At 61.3% G+C, this 17,183-nt stretch carries 18 protein-coding genes; 11 read left to right on the top strand and 7 right to left on the bottom strand.

The window, feature by feature from the left end; all coding sequences use genetic code 11:
• Nucleotides 1-83: 83 nt before the first annotated feature.
• Genes ACODS0_RS16700 through ACODS0_RS16710 form a run of 3 tightly spaced genes read right to left on the bottom strand, consistent with a single transcriptional unit; the run spans nt 84 to nt 1,677 of the window.
• Complete coding sequence (locus ACODS0_RS16700; protein ID WP_108499318.1) at nt 84-437, bottom strand: GFA family protein; 354 nt, start codon at nt 435-437, stop codon at nt 84-86.
• On the bottom strand, nt 434-1,117 hold the full coding sequence (locus ACODS0_RS16705) for a TetR/AcrR family transcriptional regulator (protein WP_488836062.1): 684 nt from the start codon (nt 1,115-1,117) through the stop codon (nt 434-436). Before ACODS0_RS16705 ends, ACODS0_RS16700 begins: the two co-directional genes overlap by 4 nt.
• On the bottom strand, nt 1,114-1,677 hold the full coding sequence (locus ACODS0_RS16710; RefSeq protein WP_488836063.1) for a redoxin domain-containing protein: 564 nt from the start codon (nt 1,675-1,677) through the stop codon (nt 1,114-1,116). Before ACODS0_RS16710 ends, ACODS0_RS16705 begins: the two co-directional genes overlap by 4 nt.
• A gap of 161 nt (nt 1,678-1,838) precedes the next feature.
• On the opposite strand from ACODS0_RS16710, the gene ACODS0_RS16715 reads away from it, so the two are divergent.
• The 4 genes from ACODS0_RS16715 to ACODS0_RS16730 all read left to right on the top strand — a co-directional run bounded on the left by ACODS0_RS16715 (nt 1,839) and on the right by ACODS0_RS16730 (nt 4,374).
• On the top strand, nt 1,839-2,936 hold the full coding sequence (locus ACODS0_RS16715) for an alkene reductase (RefSeq protein WP_488836064.1): 1,098 nt from the start codon (nt 1,839-1,841) through the stop codon (nt 2,934-2,936).
• On the top strand, nt 2,933-3,526 hold the full coding sequence (locus ACODS0_RS16720) for a TetR/AcrR family transcriptional regulator (protein ID WP_488836065.1): 594 nt from the start codon (nt 2,933-2,935) through the stop codon (nt 3,524-3,526). The genes ACODS0_RS16715 and ACODS0_RS16720 overlap by 4 nt, the downstream gene beginning before the upstream one ends.
• Nucleotides 3,527-3,572: 46 nt before the next feature.
• Nucleotides 3,573-3,860, top strand: a complete 288-nt coding sequence (locus ACODS0_RS16725) for a YciI family protein (protein WP_395456685.1) — start codon at nt 3,573-3,575, stop codon at nt 3,858-3,860.
• Nucleotides 3,861-4,242: 382 nt separating this feature from the next.
• Complete coding sequence (locus ACODS0_RS16730; RefSeq protein ID WP_488836066.1) at nt 4,243-4,374, top strand: hypothetical protein; 132 nt, start codon at nt 4,243-4,245, stop codon at nt 4,372-4,374.
• Nucleotides 4,375-4,641: 267 nt separating this feature from the next.
• Here ACODS0_RS16730 and ACODS0_RS16735 read toward each other — a convergent pair whose 3' ends face one another.
• Both ACODS0_RS16735 and ACODS0_RS16740 read right to left on the bottom strand, forming a co-directional pair.
• Nucleotides 4,642-5,265, bottom strand: coding sequence for a tyrosine-type recombinase/integrase (locus tag ACODS0_RS16735; protein ID WP_488836067.1), 624 nt, complete (start codon nt 5,263-5,265; stop codon nt 4,642-4,644).
• Between the two features lie 280 nt (nt 5,266-5,545).
• A complete protein-coding gene (locus tag ACODS0_RS16740; protein ID WP_488836068.1) occupies nt 5,546-6,613 on the bottom strand; it encodes a LacI family DNA-binding transcriptional regulator in 1,068 nt (355 codons plus the stop codon).
• A 267-nt stretch (nt 6,614-6,880) separates the two neighbouring features.
• Between ACODS0_RS16740 and ACODS0_RS16745 the strand changes: the two genes are divergently transcribed.
• The 7 genes from ACODS0_RS16745 (at nt 6,881) to ACODS0_RS16775 (ending at nt 13,252) form a co-directional block, all read left to right on the top strand.
• Nucleotides 6,881-7,564, top strand: coding sequence for an amino acid ABC transporter permease (locus ACODS0_RS16745; protein ID WP_488836069.1), 684 nt, complete (start codon nt 6,881-6,883; stop codon nt 7,562-7,564).
• Nucleotides 7,561-8,250 (top strand): amino acid ABC transporter permease, encoded by a 690-nt coding sequence (locus ACODS0_RS16750; RefSeq protein WP_488836070.1) that lies wholly within the window; start codon nt 7,561-7,563, stop codon nt 8,248-8,250. The genes ACODS0_RS16745 and ACODS0_RS16750 overlap by 4 nt, the downstream gene beginning before the upstream one ends.
• 14 nt (nt 8,251-8,264) lie before the next feature.
• Entirely contained in the window at nt 8,265-9,047 is a 783-nt protein-coding gene (locus tag ACODS0_RS16755; RefSeq protein WP_488836071.1) for an amino acid ABC transporter ATP-binding protein, read from the top strand.
• A 56-nt stretch (nt 9,048-9,103) separates the two neighbouring features.
• Nucleotides 9,104-9,898, top strand: a complete 795-nt coding sequence (locus ACODS0_RS16760; RefSeq protein ID WP_488836072.1) for a transporter substrate-binding domain-containing protein — start codon at nt 9,104-9,106, stop codon at nt 9,896-9,898.
• Between the two features lie 87 nt (nt 9,899-9,985).
• The gene (locus ACODS0_RS16765) at nt 9,986-10,528 is read left to right on the top strand and encodes a VOC family protein (protein WP_488836073.1); all 543 of its coding nucleotides are present in this window, start codon (nt 9,986-9,988) and stop codon (nt 10,526-10,528) included.
• Nucleotides 10,529-10,612: 84 nt separating this feature from the next.
• Entirely contained in the window at nt 10,613-11,893 is a 1,281-nt protein-coding gene (locus ACODS0_RS16770) for a ribulose-bisphosphate carboxylase large subunit family protein (RefSeq protein ID WP_488836074.1), read from the top strand.
• A 3-nt stretch (nt 11,894-11,896) separates the two neighbouring features.
• Complete coding sequence (locus tag ACODS0_RS16775; protein ID WP_488836075.1) at nt 11,897-13,252, top strand: four-carbon acid sugar kinase family protein; 1,356 nt, start codon at nt 11,897-11,899, stop codon at nt 13,250-13,252.
• 85 nt (nt 13,253-13,337) lie between these two features.
• Here the strand turns inward: ACODS0_RS16775 and ACODS0_RS16780 are convergent, their stop codons facing one another.
• Both ACODS0_RS16780 and ACODS0_RS16785 read right to left on the bottom strand, forming a co-directional pair.
• Entirely contained in the window at nt 13,338-14,759 is a 1,422-nt protein-coding gene (locus tag ACODS0_RS16780) for an aspartate kinase (RefSeq protein WP_488836076.1), read from the bottom strand.
• A 197-nt stretch (nt 14,760-14,956) separates the two neighbouring features.
• Nucleotides 14,957-17,035, bottom strand: coding sequence for an NHL repeat-containing protein (locus tag ACODS0_RS16785; RefSeq protein ID WP_488836077.1), 2,079 nt, complete (start codon nt 17,033-17,035; stop codon nt 14,957-14,959).
• Between the last annotated feature and the right edge of the window lie 148 nt (nt 17,036-17,183).

Raw genomic sequence — 17,183 nt, forward strand, 5'->3', positions numbered from 1 at the left:
CGAATTGGCGCTCCGGCCACCGATGTTGGCCCCTTTGACGAATCGAGTCGCGTTCTTTCAAGCGCAAGGCTTTCCGCCAGCCGTCAGGGCAAGCTCGCACCATCGAACATTCGCGGGGAGATTTGTCCCAAGTCCAGTCCGTCAATGCACGCCAGATTCACCGCGTAGGCTTGCTGGCCATTGCGCCGGATATCCGTGAAGCACTGGATCCCGCAGCGGGTACAAAAATAGTGTTGAGCGAAATCTTTCGAGCCATATGACTTCGTGCCCATCTCAGAATCAGTGCTTGCCCATTGGAATGACCCAGGTTCTGCCCGGTGCATCACAGCGCCCCTGCGCACGCAAAAACTACAGTTGCACCGAAACGGATCTTGAAGGCTGATCAGAGCCTCGAACTTCACTGTCCCGCAATGGCAGTGACCCTCATAGATTTTCATTGGGGCTTGCTCCTCTTGGACGGGACAGCACGCGCTGCGGTCGATGTCGGCTTCGGGGCCGAAGAACCGCTCTTGGAGCGCTCCTTCCCGAACACCTCACATGTCAACCACCGACGCAAACCATCCACCTGCCGGATGACCACCCCGGGATCTCTGCTTGCTTGAGCCACCACCGCCGCGCCTTGCAGGCAGGTCAGCACATGTTCAGCGTGGCGCATGGCATCTTCAGCAGTACATGAGCGAGCAAACTGTGCCCGGAGCCATTCAAGCAACCCAGTAAGCAAGGCCGCCGCCTGGGGGTGCAGATCGTCGTCACCCAGCTTACCGAGTTCCGTGCTCAGACTGCCAAGTGGGCAGCCCATCACGGCAAGCTCCGGGGCCGATGTCTCAACATGTGCGAGCAGTCGCTCAACGACAGCCAGCGGCGGCGCGTCTGACACGTCCAAGGATAAGGAACCGCCTGAACTATCCCCCGAAATGGCTACCCCTACAGCATGCTGTCGCGCTTCGGTTACCGCCCTCAGCAAGTCCGGCTTTGTCTTGAAGTAGTAAGCCAGGTTGCCTTTGAGAAGCCCGGACTGTTCCGCTACGTCGGCCAACGATGTGTTCCCATAACCCCGTTCATGAAACAGTCGCAACGCTGTTGAAACCACGCGCTGCCGGGTTTGCTCGCCTTTCATGCGGAAGCCCTTTGCGCCGCCCGGTGCGCAGCACCAAGCCAGCGTTCAAGCTGCTCCAAAGGCACATGATCACCCGCGTCGGCGCCGTAGTAGGCAACATCGATCACCCCATCCTCGCGAATAAGGAAGTCCGCCGGGATCCTGTTGGCAGGCCCTTCCACGCGGCCTGGCAGCATCCCAGCCTTCATCGCACGGGCTGCGTTCAGAAGAACGGACGGCGTCAACATCGCGGTCCAGCGTTGTTCCACGCGGTAGCGGCGATACAACACCATGGCCGGGTCTGCAACGATAGGAAATGGCGCATCTTGCCGCCCAACATAAGTTGCAATGGAAGAGGCGGGTGACTGGAACACCGCAATCATGCGCAGTCCTTGCTCTGCCCAAGCGCCATAGCCACGGATGAGATCGCGCATCCGCAGATTGCACAAGGGGCAGGAAGCGTACCGATAGAACGACAGCATCACCTTGTGACCACGCAAGGATTGCAGATCGACAGGCGCCCCAAGGAAGTCTCGGGTCACAAGTTCGGGAGCGCGGTCGTTGGCTTGAAGTCGGTTCATGGGGTTTTGAATATTTGGACGTTCGACCAAATATAGCAGGAAATATTCCCAAGCAGATGGCTACCGCCTTGAATTGATCGAGCATCAAAGCGCGTGTTGACATGATTAGGTCATTCGTCCTACGATATTAGGACAAATGACCTAAATCTGCGGAGTCTTGCATGCATGAGCTTTTTGCCCCCTTCATGCTGAGCGACATGTTGCTCAGCAACCGGATCGTCATGGCGCCGATGACGCGCAACCGCGCAGCATCAGAGGGCGTACCGTCCCCTCTCATGGCGATCCACTACGGACAGCGTGGTGACGCCGGGCTTGTGATCTCCGAATCTGCTCCCGTGTCGGCTCAGGGGGTTGGATATCCCGGAACGCCCGGGATCTACACGGAGGAACAGGCGCAGGGATGGCGGAAGGTCACTGACGCGGTCCATGCCAAAGGTGGGCATATCTTTGCCCAGCTACAGCACTGCGGTCGTATCTCACACCCCAGTCTTCAGGTGGACGAAGAGATGCCCGTCGCCCCTTCAGCGATCAAGCCCGAAGGCTTGGCAGTCACATACGGTGGAATGCAGCCGTTCTTGACGCCAAGAGAGCTGACCACTGCGGAGATCCCTCAAGTGGTGGACCAGTTCAAGAGGGCCGCCGCAGTGGCAAAAGCTGCAGGCTTTGACGGTGTCGAGATCCACGCAGCGAATGGCTACCTGATTGATCAGTTCCTTCGGGATGGAAGCAATCAACGAGGCGACCGATATGGAGGATCACCCGCGCGGCGGTTGGCGTTTCTGCTGGAGATTGTGGCTGCCGTCAGCGAGATTTGGCCGAAGGGACGTATCGGTGTGCGATTCAGTCCAGAAAACCGCTTCAACGACATGCGCGACAGCGACCCGGCAGCGCATTTTGGGTACTACGCTCAAGAGCTCTCCAAACTAAATCTGGCATATCTTCACCTGCTGGAGGGTGATATGTCGGCCGCTGTTCAGGCGGTGGACTACCGTGAACTGCGGCGCCGCTTTGGTGGCACCTACATTGCCAACAACGGTTACGACAGAGCCAGAGCCATGGCAGCTATCGAGCGAGGCACTGCCGACCTGATTGCCTTCGGAAAGCCCTTCATTGCCAATCCGGACTTGGTCACACGGCTGCGTCGAGATCTTCCTCTCGTGCCCTCCGATCCGGCCACGTTCTATGGCGGAGACGAGCGTGGATACACAGACTATTCAACGGCCACTGAGCAATCGCTCTCAACAATGGCGGCAGCATGAAATTCACCGACCCCAAACCCAGCACACGGCAGGAGATCGTCGAGAAAGCCGATCTTCTTTTTTATCAACGCGGCTTTGAGAACACATCGTTCGCGGACATTGCCGACGCAGTGGGTATCTCACGCGGCAACTTCTACTACCACTTCAAAACCAAGGACGACATCCTCAAAGAAGTCATTGCCCACAGGGCGACCAAGACGCAAGGAATGCTGGAAGCCTGGGCACTCAAGGGGCGCACGCCTATCGAGAGGCTCAAGTGCTTTGCCCAGATGCTGATCGACAACCGCAAGGACATTCAGCGCTTCGGTTGCCCAGTAGGAACGCTGTGCGCCGAACTGGCGAAGCTCGAACACCCCTCACAAGGCGATGCGGGAATGATCTTTGGCCAGTTCAGGCGCTGGCTGGCGCAGCAGTTTGTAGAGCTGGGTCGCATCAAGGATGCTGACGCGCTGGCGATGCACCTGTTGGCGCGAAGCCAAGGCATTGCCTCCTTGGCAAACGCCTTTCATGACGAGGCCTTCATTCGCCATGAGGTCAAGCAGATTGAGGCCTGGGTGCTGGATGCAACGGGTCAAGGCGCGCAAAAGTAGATCCGGATTCCAACTTTGAAATCGCTATTAATAGGAGAGAGCTCTCATGCACATTGTCTTGCTCAAGTTCGGGCCCAATCGTTCGCAAGCCGCGCAGTGGATGGCCGGGCACAAGGAGTGGATTGAAAAGGGGATCAACGATGGGGTGTTCTTGCTCGCCGGGTCTCTGGAGAATGCGCAAGGCGGTGCGCTGCTCGCAGTCAAGCTCAGCAAGGCCGAGGTGACAGCCAGGGTTGAAGAAGACCCGTTTGTGACGCATCAAGTCGTGGAGCCAGAAATCATCAGCATTGCGCCGTCGCGAATGACTGGGGAATTCGCTTCGCTGCTTGCCTAGATTTGGGACTTCAGAGGGTCTCTCGTGGCCGGTTGGCACCTGCGGTACAGTTCCGTCGTGCGAAAAATCCTTGTCATTTGCCTGATATTGCTGGGTGGTGTTTTCCTGACCCAGACGGTGTCGGCAAGTGTCTCTTCTTATGGACATTGCTGTATTACCGAATGCGGTGATATGGACGGGTGCGCCGTCCCAGGCTGCCAACCCTGCGGCTTGCACCTGATGGGCTCCACGCTCCCCCTCAGGTCGAATTCGCCGCAGTCCACAGGCATGCCCGAAGGCTCCGTGAAGGACTGGGCTTCTTGGCGGGCATCGGTATGGCGACCTCCTGACTAGGGTTGGATTGACTTCTCAATTTCCATCCAACCTAAACAGGAACATTCCTATGAAGAACAAACTTTTGAAGTTCAGTGTGGCCGCTCTCTTGCTGTCGATTGCAGGCGTGGCCATGGCCCAAACCGATTGCTGCGCAGATCTCGCCGAGTGCTGCCTGGAAATGTTGGGCTGCTGTGATTGATAGGTAGAACCTAGTTTTTTCAGGGAGGGCTGGCGTTCTTGGGCGCTAGCCCTTTTTTTGGCTGCGGACTTAAGAGTGTTGGTGTCCGTCAGTAGTGAGCTTCGATGCAGCCAATGTTGCGGTGATGCAATAGCGATTCGCAGGGGCTGAAAGATGTTGCCGCTATCCGCGTTGCGCCGCGGGATGCCCTTCGCGATCCCACAGCTCCCGGAAATCTAAAGCCCTCAACTTAGCCGCCCGCCGATGGAAATTTTGTGCTCCGTCAACTCAAATCTCGGTCTGTTCGGACAGCTCAAGAGCATCGTCGACTTCAATGCCAAGGTAGCGGACAGTTGACTCGATTTTTGAATGGCCAAGCAGTAGCTGGACAGCGCGCAGATTCTTGGTTCTGCGGTAGATAAGCGTAGCCTTGGTTCGTCGCATAGAGTGCGTTCCATACTCTGCGGGATCCAAACCAAGCTGCAACACCCAGCGCTCAAGTATTCGGGCGTACTGACGCGTCCCGAGATGCGGCGACTTGTGAAGTCGGCTCGGAAAGATAAAGTCTTCTGATTTCAACTTGGCGGTCTTGATCCATTGCTGAAGCACTTCACGAGTGGTTGCAGTGATCTCGAACTGGACGGGATGATGAGTTTTGTGCTGCATGACCGTAGCTCGCGAAGCGACTTGATCGCCATGGCAAATATCACGGACCTTGAGGGCGACCAAGTCGCATCCGCGTAGCTTGCTGTCTATTCCCAGATTGAAGAGCGCAAGCTCGCGCACCCGGTTCTCCATCTGGAGGCGCACTCGCAGCGCCCAGATGTCTTTGGGCTTGAAGGGCGCCTTCTGACCAACGATCTTTCCCTTGTTCCAGGGCTCGCGATGAACGACGGCTGCAACGGATTCCATGATGGTCTCCCATCGAGTGGGGGGACAAAGACCATGCGCCTTCTAGACGCGGTTGTCCACGAGTGACCACGGTAGCTGTGTCAGTTCTTGCGGTGCAGAAAAACGCCCCAGTGATGTTCTTCACCGTCTGCTCCTGATCGTAGCAGTCGTTCAACGACTGCGGTCGAGCGACAGCAACCAGCCTTGAGCGGTCAATGAGCCAGCTCAGCATAGGTGTCCCCATACAGAGCACACCGTCGCCCGCCTGTTGGCCTGCCTTCAACGCGGCGCAGCACCACCCCTACGGCAAATTCTCCCGGAATATCACCTGACTCCGCGTCGTCTCCACCCCACTCGTCGGCTCCCGCCCATCCCGCAAGTTGGCAAAAATCCGCACGCAGTTCATCACCGCGCCCTGTGGGTTCTGCGTGATGACCGCATCCATCGTCCCGTCGATGAGCAGCGCCCGCGTATCCGGCGTAAGGCCATGGCCGATGAACACGATCTTGCGGTCTGCACCGGCCTCTTTCAGCGCCCGCCCAATGCCTTCAGCCCCGCCGCCGATGTTGTAGATGCCTGCCAGGTCGTCGTGCTGCTCCAGCAGCGCGCGGGCCTGGCGGTAGTTGCGTTCGGCGTCGTCCTGGCCTTCGCGCACGCCCACCACCTGCACCAGGGGGAACTGTTCTTCAAAAAGGTGCAAAAAGCCCGCCTCACGCTCCTCGTGGGCGCGGTAGCGCAATGAGCCAACAATCATAGCCACATGCGCCTTGCGGCTGTGGGCCAGCGGGCCCATGAAGCGGGCGATCAGGTAGGCGGCGGTGCGGCCTGCGGCGCGGTTGTCCAGGCCGACATAGGCCACGCGGCGCGAGTTAGACAGGTCTGAAATGAGTGTGACGGTGGGCACGCCCTGCTCTGCCAGCTGGGCCACGGCCTCGCGCACCACGGGGTGCTCCAGCGCCATGAAGGCGATGCCGTCGCAGCGCTTGCCATAGTGCAGCAGCGCTTTGGCCAGTGCGTCGGGGTTGAAGCTTTCGATGTACGCCGCATGGCAGCGCACGTTGAACGGCGCCCAGTGGTCTTGCGCGTAGCCGATCACGTCGCCCAGCATTTGCAGAAAGCGGTTGCTGCCCTCGGGGATCAGCACCATCAGGCGCAGGGGCTGCGGTTGCAGCGCTGCGTGCAACTCGGCCTGCGGCAGGTAGCCCAGGGTGGCTGCGGCCTGCAGCACCCGCTGCGCGGTGGCGTTGCGCACGCCCGAGCGCTGGTTCAGCACCCTATCGACCGTGGCAGTGGACACGCCGGACAACTGGGCGATGTCGGGGATGCGCGGGCTGCGAGGACTGCTGGGGTTGGGCGGGTTTTGGGCCATGTGCAATTCAATCAAAAACCATCATTTAGTTTGCTGGTATTTGATGGATTCCGCGGATAGTATCACTGGGCGTTCGATGCTGAAAGGCATCAGAAACCATCAGTACAAACCCTAGGTTGCAGCGGCCAAGACCGATTGCGCAGGAGACAAGACATGCCTGATACCCCAATTCGCGCCGCGTGCCGCGCCTCGGGCTCGCCCGTGCCCTTCGTGCCGTTCGTGACTAGGCGCCCCGCCTGCGTGCGCTGAAGCATCGCCGCCGCGTCCATGCAATACGACTTCGACTTTGCCAGCGTGCTGGCCAACTGGCCCCAGTTTCTGGAAGGGGCCTGGATGACCATCCTGCTGTCCTTCCCGGCCACCGTGATCGGTTTTGTGGGCGGCACGCTGCTGGCCATTGGCCGGCGCAGCGACCAGCGCTGGCTGGCCAAGGCCTGCGGTGCCTATGTAGAGGTGCTGCGCAACACGCCGCTGCTGGTGCAGGTGTTTCTGGTGTTCTTTGGCCTGGCCAGTCTGGGCTTCAAGGTGTCGGCGTTTGCTGCGGCGCTGCTGACGCTGGTGATCAACGTGGCGGCCTACACCTGCGAAATCATGCGGGCGGGCATGGATTCGATCCACAAGGGCCAGATCGAGGCGGCCGAATGCCTGGGCCTAACGCGCCGGCAGGTGTACTGGCATGTGGTGCTGCGCCCGGCGATGGAGAAGGTGTACCCCGCGCTCACCAGCCAGTTTGTGCTGCTGATGCTGGCCTCGTCCATCACCTCGCAGATCTCGGTGGAAGAACTCACGGCCGTGGCGGCGCGGGTGCAGTCTGAGACCTTCCGCCCGTTTGAGGCTTACATCCTGGTGGCGGTGGCGTACCTGGCGCTGTCGCTGTTGATGCGGCTGGGGCTGTGGGTGCTCGGGCAGATCGTGTTCACGCGCCAACGCAAATTGGGGAGCGCTAAATGATTGACGGTGGCCTCAACTCTTATCACCTGCAGTACCTGCTGTTCGGCGCGCTGTGGACCATCGGGCTGTCGCTGATTGCGTTTGTGGGCGGCGGCGTGGCCGGAGGCGTGATTGCCCTGTGCCGCGTCAGCCCCATCAAGGCGGTGCGCTGGGCGACGATTGCGTGGATCCAGATCATCCAGGGCACGCCGCTGCTGGTGGTGCTGTTCCTGTGTTACTTCGGCCTGAGCATTGCCGGGCTGGAGCTGCCCGCCATCGTGGCGGCCAGCATTGCGATGATTGTTTACGTCAGCGCGTATCTGGGCGAGATCTGGCGCGGGTGCATCGAGTCGGTGCCGCGCACACAGTGGGAGGCGGCCGAGTGCCTGGCCCTGTCGCGCACCCAGCGCATGCGGCTGGTGGTGCTGCCGCAGGCAGTGCGCATTGCCACGCCGCCCACGGTGGGCTTCATGGTGCAGATCGTCAAGAACACGTCGCTCGCGTCCATCGTGGGGTTTATCGAGCTGGTGCGTGCCGGGCAGCTCATCAACAACTCCATCTTTCAGCCTTTCACCGTGTACCTGCTGATCGCCATCGTCTACTTTGCGATGTGCTACCCGCTGTCCGTCTGGAGCCGCAAGCTGGAGCAGCGCCAGCAGTTTGGAAACAACCGTGGCACAGCCACCCCTTCTGTGACCACCGCATGAAACGAGAAGACACCATGAACCTCGCCCGAGATGCTGCCGCACAACCCTCCCAGCCAGCAGCCTCGCCTGCGCAGCCCGTCGTTGAACTAAAAGACGTGCACAAAAGCTTTGGCAGCAACCAGGTGCTCAAGGGCGTGTCGTTTGCCATTCCCCGGGGCCAGGTGGTGGCCATCATCGGCAAGAGCGGCTCGGGCAAGAGCACGGCGCTGCGGTGTATCGACCGGCTGGAGATCATCGACAGCGGCACCATCAACGTCTGCGGCCACGCGGTGCACGACCCGGCCATCGATCTGCGCCAGCTGCGCCAGGACGTGGGCATCGTGTTCCAGAGCTACAACCTGTTCCCGCACCTCACGGTGGAGCAGAACATCACCCTGGCCCCCAAGGCCGTGAAGAACATGCCCGCAGCCAAGGCGCGCGAGATTGCCGCCCGCACGCTGCAGCAGGTGGGCCTGGCGGACAAGGCGCAGGCCTACCCCGAGCAGCTCTCGGGCGGGCAGCAGCAGCGCGTGGCCATTGCCCGGTCGCTGGCGATGGAGCCGCAGGTGATGCTGTTCGACGAAGTGACCTCTGCACTGGACCCGCAACTGACCGGCGAGGTGCTGCGCGTGATCGAAGCCCTGGCCCAGGGCGGCATGACCATGGTGCTGGTCACCCACGAGATGGAGTTTGCCGCCCGCGTGGCCGACACCATCATCTACATGCACGAAGGCAAGGTGTGGGAGACGGGCCCGGGCGACATGCTCAAACACCCGCAGACCGCCGAGCTGCGCGATTTCCTGTCGCACGGGCTTTGAGTTTCAGGCCTGCCCCTTTCGATTCGCTATTCAAAAACCACCAGGAGACAACCACCATGACCGCTTCCCTCATCTTCCGCCGCACCATGCTGGCCATGGGCGCCGCCGCCCTGTGCATGCCCGCCATGGCCGAGCTGGCCGACATCAAGTCCGCCGGCAAGCTGCGCGTGGGCATCGACTTTGGCGCGCCGTTCTATGGCTACGTGGACGAAAAGATGAAGCCCGTGGGCTCGGACGTGGAAGCGGCCGAGCTGCTGGCCAAGGACCTGGGCCTGACGCTGGAGATCGTGAACACGACCAACTCCGCGCGCATTCCCAACCTGCTGTCGAACAAGGTGGACCTGATCATCTCGTCGCTGTCGATCACGCCCGAGCGCCAAAAGGCGGTGGACTTCTCCATCCCCTACGGCGCCATCCAGGCTGCGGTGGGCGCGCCCAAGAGCCTCAAGCTGACCAGCATTGACGACCTGGCGGGCAAGACCGTGGCCGTGACCCGCGGTGGCCCGCAAGACAAGATCGTGACCGAGCGCGCGCCGCAGGCCAAGGTGGTGCGCTTTGATGACGAATCCGCCTCCATCACCGCGGCCGCCACCGGCCAGGCAGACATCGTGGCCATCACGCCGCCGATCATCGCGGCCATCGCCAAGAAGAACCCGTCGCGCGACTTCGAGACCAAGTTCATCCTGCAGTCGTACCAGCTGGGCGTGGCCATGCGCAAGGGCCAGCCCGAGCTGATGGCTGCCGTCAATGGCTGGATCAAGACGAACCTGGCCAACGGCAAGTTGAACGACATCCATGTGAAGTACGCGGGCGTGCCGATCCCCAAAGAAATCGTCGACGGCGCGAAGTAAGCAAATAAGCCTGCGGCCTGGGCGGCGCCTGATGGGCCCCGCCCGGCTGCGCCCTGCCCTGACGCATCACCACCAAAGGAAATTTTTATGAGCCGTCATTTCGGCGCCATCCGCCAACTTGGCTATGTGGTCCACGACATCGAAGCCGCCATGGACTACTGGAGCAAGACACTGGGCGTGGGCCCATGGTTTTACAACCCCAAGGTCCCGATCAAGAACTACGTCTACAAAGGCGAGTCGTACGAGCCGCACAACTCGGTGGCGCTGGCCAACTCTGGCTATGTGCAGGTCGAGCTGATCCAGACGCGCAACGATGTGCCGTCGATGTACCGCGACTTTCTGCAGGCCGGGCGCACCGGGCTGCAACACGTGGCGTACTGGACAACCGACTACGACGCCGACTTGGCGCGTTTGACGGCCCAGGGCTTCAAGACGGTGATGAGCGGCGAGGTGGGCGAAAAGGGCCGGTTTGTGTACTTCGACACCGAGTACCACCCCGGCACCGTGATCGAGCTGTCGGAAGTGGCAGGCCCCAAGGGCCGCATGTTTGACCTGATCCGTTCGGAGTCCGAAACCTGGGACGGGACGACCGACCCGGTGCGGCCGTTTCCGGACCTGTCCAAGATCTGAAGACACCCAGAATTTCAAGCCAAATTGGCCTCTGGCGCTTATTCCATAAGCGCTAGCAACTATCAAAACAGTAGTTCACCCACCATGTCCCCAGACCGCTTTGAAGCCACCTACCTGATCGAGACCCCGCTGGACCCGGCCCACGTGGCCGAAGTGCTGGCGGGCGAACAATCGTGTGGCACCTTCACCCGGGTCGAGGGCGAGACCGACGCGCTGCGTGAACGCTCCCGCGCCACGGTCGAATCGGTCGAGCTGCTGGATGTGGCGCCCGCCCCTTCGCTGCCCAACGGCTGGATGCAGCGGCGCGGCATGTTTGACACCCCGCAGACCTGGCAACGCGCCCGGCTGCGCGTGAGCTTTCCGTGCGACAACATCGGCCCCAACCTGCCGACGCTGGCCGCCACGGTGTCGGGCAATCTGTACGACCTGGGCGAGGTCACCGGCCTGCGCCTGGAGTCGATGAAACTGCCCAGCGCCTACCGCGCGCAGTTCGACATGCCCCGCCACGGCATCAGCGGCACCCGCGCGCTGACGGGTGTGCAGGGGCGCCCGCTGATCGGCACCATCATCAAACCCAACGTGGGTTTGTCGGCCGAAGAAACCGGCGACCTGGCAGGCCGCTTGTGCGCCGCCGGGGTGGACTTCATCAAGGACGACGAGGTCTGTGCCAACCCGGTGCACGCGCCGCTGGCCGACCGCGTCAAGGCCGTGATGCGCCGCGTGCGCGCCCACCAGGACAAAACCGGCAAGCGGGTGATGGTGGCCTTCAACATCACCGACGAGGCCGACGCCATGCGCCGCCACGCCGACCTGATTGCCGCCGAGGGTGGCACCTGTGTGATGGTGAGCCTGAACTGGTGCGGCTATTCGGCCGTGCAAACCCTGCGCCGCCACAGCCCGCTGGCGCTGCACGGCCACCGCAACGGCTACGGCGCGCTGTCGCGCCACCCGCTGCTGGGCTTCTCGTTCAACGCCTGGCAGACGCTGTGGCGCCTGGCCGGTGTGGACCATATGCACGTGCATGGTCTGCAAGGCAAGTTCTCGCAGACCGATGAAGAAGTGATCGAATCCGCCCACGACACCCTGGCCCCGCTGTGCGAAGGCCTGGACGACCGCGTGTTGCCCGCCTTCTCCAACGGCCAGTGGGCCGGCACGGTGCCCGCCACGTGGGACAGCATCCAGTCCAACGACCTGCTGTTCATGTCTGGCGGCGGCATCCTGGCCCACCCGGACGGCCCCGCTGCGGGCGTGGCCAGCCTGCAGCAGGCGTGGGATGCGGTGCAGACGGGCGAAACCCTGGCCGAGCGCGCGGCCCACGCCCCCGATCTGCGCCGGGCCATCGAATTCTTCGGCAAGAAGTCCTGAATCATGACCACCACAGCCCCCCGGTTTGGCTGGTACGGCGACGACTTCACCGGCGCCACCGACACCCTGGCCGTGCTGGCCCAGGCGGGCCTGCGGTCCATGCTGTTCATGGGCGTGCCCAGCGCACAAGCGTTGGTGGCCGCCGGGCCGCTGGATGCCATCGGCATTGCCGGCGCCGCGCGTGCGATGGACCCCAACGCCATGCGCGTCGAGCTGGCCGGTGTGGGCCAATTTTTCAGGCAAATTGCGCCCACCGTGCTGCACTACAAGGTGTGTTCCACCTTCGACAGCGCACCGCATGTTGGCAACATTGCCTGCGCCATCCAGACCCTGCACCCCAGTGTGGACAACCGCTGGGTGCCCATCCTCGGCGGACAGCCCAGCCTGGGCAGATACTGCTCGTTCAGCAATCTGTTTGCCGCGGCCGGGACGGGTGGAGCCGTCTACCGCATTGACCGGCACCCGACGATGCACCGCCACCCGGTGACCCCCATGGCCGAGGCAGACTTGCGGGTGCACCTGGCGCAACAAGGATTGCAGGGCATCACGGCGTTGCATTACCCGTTGTTTGAAGCGGATACAGGGCCAAACGCGGCAACCTTGCGCACCGCACTGGGCACGCTTCTGGACAACGGCCCGGCCGATCTGCCCGATTTGCCGTTCGTGCCCACGCTGCTGGACCTGACCAGTGCAGACCAGCTGGCCAGCGTGGGGCGCCTGCTCTGGCAACAGGCACAACACGCCCGCCTGCTCGCCGTGGGGCCCAGCTCCGTGGCCCAGGCGCTGATCGCGTGCTGGGGAGCCCACGCAAGCCACCCCGCCCCCGCCTTGGCGCCCTCCCCCGGCCCCGTATTCGCCTGGGCGGGCAGCCTGTCACCGATCACGGCGGCCCAGGTCCAGGCTGCAACGTCTTACCAACGCATCCCTGTGGACGCCCAGCGCCTGGGCACCGACACAACGTACGCCCAGGCCACCCAGCGCGCGATATGCGCCGGGCTGCAACAAGGCTGTCATGTACTGGCCTACACCGGGCCAACGAACGGCGCCCCTGCTCCGTCCAGTGGTGCTTCAGCAGCCGTCGCCCCCGCCAGCGCGGCCCTGGTCGCCGGTGTGGTGCAGGCGCAGGCCGACAACGGCACGCCCCTGGGGCGCATTGGCATTGCGGGCGGCGACACCTCCAGCCACGCCGTACAGGCGCTTCAGCTGTGGGGCTTGTCGTACCAAACGACGGTCTGCCCAGGGGTCACGCTGAGCCGCGCGCACAGTGCAAACCCGTCGCGCAACGGGCTGGAGCTGATGCTCAAGGGTGGGCAGATGGGTGGAACGGACCTTTTCGAAAGGCTGCTCGGCGCCGGCTGACGGAGACATCCAGGCGATAAAAAGCCCGCACATGGCGGGCTCCTTATGGAAGGGCTTAGCTGCAGGCAAGCCTGCAGCTATTCCTTCAAACGCGTGGAACCGGAGTTCCTGAGTTCACGCACAGTGCCAGGTTCAGCGCCTTGATCGCGGTCTTGTAATCCTCGCGCTCGATCACGAACTGCATGTTCACCTGACGCAGGGTTTGCGACACGCAGTTCACGTTGACCTGCGCATCAGCCAGCGCCTGCGCCGCCTTGGCCAGCACGCCCGGGATACTAATGTTGGAGCCGATGGTGCACACGATCGCACTGGGCTTGATCGTCACGACCTGGTAGCCCTCCTGCAGCTCGGCCACCAGCTCGGGCGTGACCTGGTTGTCCCACACCAGATGGGCGATGGAGTTGGCGTTGGTTGCCTTCAGGATGTAGCTCACGTCGTGCTTGCAGAACACGTTCATCAGGCCCGCATCAAAGCCCACCGTGCCCACCATGCTGGGGTCGTGGATCTCGATCAGCGTGACCTTGTCGGTGCCGGTCACGATCTCCACACGCGCGCGCTCACCCACAAAATCCTTGGTGATGAGCGTGCCGGGGTGGTCAGGCTCAAAGGTATTCTTCAGGCGGATGGGAATGCCGGCCAGCTCCATGGGCTTGGCGGCCTTGGGGTGGATGGCTTCCATGCCCACGTCGGCCAGCTGGTCGGCCACGTCGTAGTTGGTGGCACCCACCACGATGGCGTTTTCGAGGCCTACGAGGTTGGGGTCGGCGGACGAGAGGTGGAATTCCTTGTGGATCACGGCCTCGGCGGGGCGCACTTCCACGGCGATCTTGCTGAAGGTGACCTCGGAATAACCGCGGTCAAACTCGCGCATGATGCCTTCGGTGCCCTTGGTATAGCCAGTGGCCACCACCACCTTGTCGCTCAGGTCCAGGCCCTTGAAGCTTTGCGCAATGCGCTCATCAATGGTCCAGGCTTCATTGTCGTCAAAACCGGCCAGGTCCATCAGGATGGCGTTGACGCCATTGACCTTGAGGATCTCGACCGAGTTGAACGCGCTGTGCGACTCGCCAATGGAGGCCAGCACTTCCCGCGCGGCCAGCAGCACATCCTTGCGGCTCAGATAGCCGCTGGCCAGCACGTGCTGCATGGCGTTCAGATATTCACGCGCCTGGCCAATGCGCTGGTCGATGAAGGCATCGGCCACATCCAGCGGCAGGCCCAGGTCGGCATAGCCCGCGTTCAGCTTTTTCAGGCTGGCGGCCAGTTGGGTCAAGGCGTCCTGGTAGCCCTTGCCCTCTGCAAACAGGGCGTAGATGCCGCGCTCGCCCGTCTTCTTGTGCTCCAGCAACTGGTTCGTCACGCCAGAGTAGGCAGACACCACATAGATCCGGCCATAAATGCGCTTGGGATCGTGCAGCATGATGTGGCGCAGCACATCGCCAAAGGCGGTCATGGAGGTGCCGCCGATTTTCTCGACAGAGATCTTGGAGGGGTTGACGTCTGACATGGACAAGCTCAGAGGAGCAAAAGTGATTGGGAGGCCGGGCGGATGTTCTGCCCCAGAGGTAGCGGCAGAAAACCCTCTATTTTCCACGACTTTTGTCCGGGCACTTTGACGCAGCCCCCAAGGAGGCGACTTGAATTCGCTACAGCGGGCTGCCAGCAGCCATCCCGCACGCAGAATGAGCGCCAGCCTCTTCTGTGTTACAGATCAGCCCTCAACACCCCATTGCGCGTCGTAATAAAGAGCGCGGAGTCTTTCAGCGCAATGCCTTCTGGGGGAGGAATCACACTCGGCAAGGCGCCAGGTACAAAACCGTACTTTCCAACCGTGCCAACTACGGTGCTCACCACACCACTGGTAGTGATCTTGCGCACCAAAGCATTGTTGCGATCAGCCACATACAAGTTGTCCTGACCATCGATCTTGACATCCACGGGGAACCAGAATTTAGCCTGCGCCGCCGCCCCATCGTTGTAGCCAAGAACGCCGGGTTGACCGGCGATGGTGCTGACCAAGCCCGCTGGAGTAACTTTGCGGACCACATGATTGGCGGGATCCGCCACATACAGATTACCTGCAGAGTCCAGCGCGCCACCGCCAATGGAAGAAAACCGAGCGGAATCCCCCATGCCATCCACCAGGCCCTGAACGCCCGCCCTGCCAGCCAGCAGACTCACGGTCTTGTCCGAATTGATCTTGTAAATTGCTCCATACGGCCTTGTGGGCACAAAAATAGGCAGGCCTGCGGCCGGTACTGTTGAGCCTGCGGCTACATACACCGCACCGGAGCTATCTACCGCCAACACCTTCAATCCATCGGGAAGACTCTCGCTGCCTTCAAAGAATGATTGGACTGTGCCGTCGGGAGCAATCACTCGAATGCGCTTCCCACCGCCGACATATGTATTGCCTCGTCGATCTACGGCCGCTCCGCTCATCGCATTTTGATATTCCATGCGAACGATACTCGTTGTGCCGCCTTCTGGGCTTATGCGGCGCAGAGAGTAGGAGTCGTCAATGTGGCCCGACAAGTGGCTGTTGGGATTAACGAACCGGTCGAGTACGACCAGATTGCCATTCCCATCGATGGATGGGCTGCGCGGATCAGAGAACTGTGCAGCGCTGCCAATTCCATCCCCCTCACCTTCCAGTCCCTTGTGGCCCGCATAAACACTTTCAACACCTTGAGCATCAATTTTCAGGATGGCAGTATTCCCAAAAACAGGTGCATTTCCGCCAGCACCGAGCGCAGACAGGTAGAAGTTTCCAGCTGCATCCCGTGCAAACCCGGTAAAGCTGTACGACCAGCCTGAACTCCATGTCTGTGTTGGCCGCCGAACAGTGGAGACCAAACCAGCAGGCGTAACTTTACGGATAGCACCGTTGCCTTCCAACACGTACAAGTTGCCCACGGCATCTATCGTGATGGCTTGAAGTTCCACAAAACGCGCAGCGCTACCCTGCCCGTCCACAGCCTGGCTTGACTCTTCCGAGCCGGCCAGTATCGTCATCTCGCCCGCAGGCGAGACTTTGCGAATCACAGGCTGGTTACGGTCAGCGATATAGATCGTCCCCTGTGCATCCACCACCAAGCCAGAGGCCAGGTAGACAAACGAAAACGCCGGAGTGGGTAGCCCCCGCGAACTGATGGCATTGACCAAAGTCTCCATTTGGCCGTTTGCCCCCAGCTTGCGCAGCTGGTTATTGGCGGTGAAATACACCGTACCCGCAACGTCCACCGCCAAAGGTTTGCCAACATGGCAGAAAACCATCGATGAACTCTGGCAGTTCCAATTGGTCGAGACGTTTGCCAGCGTGGTAACCACGCCTTGAGGCGTCACCTTGCGTATGTATTCTCCGTTGTCAGAAACGTACCAGTTGCCCTTGGTGTCCGCCGCAATAAATTGCGGATTCAGAAACTTGGCGGCTACCCCTTGCCCGTCAGCGAATGCCGCGACCATATCGCCACCGGCAGCGGTACTCACGGTGCCGTCAGAAGAAATTTTGCGCACCGCGTGGTTGCCAACCTCGGCCACCATGAGATTGCCTGCAGGGTCCACCGTCAGACTTTGGATGCCATAGAAGGTTGCGTTGCCGCGAGCTCCATCCAGGTTTCCAACGCCCCCCACGTCACCCGCAAACAGGGCGATTTTTCCAGCCACTGCCGGTGGTGGGCTGACGTTGTCTCCTCCGCCGGAACCGCCACAAGCCTGCAAAGCTACGAGACTCGCAAACGTTACTGCGTGCCCGGTTAGGCGGGCCAAGTTCATCCATTTCAAAGTCGACTCCCTGGTTTGTGGGCGCCAAGCCAAAATTGGCTTGCGCCTTCTTCACTGTATTCACGGCAACTGGGCGTGGGAGCCCAGTCCGGAGCAAGTGTGTTGTCGAGAATACTGGATTGAATCGCCCGACCCCATGTCAGTTTCC

This window comes from Acidovorax sp. FG60, from assembly GCF_057808995.1.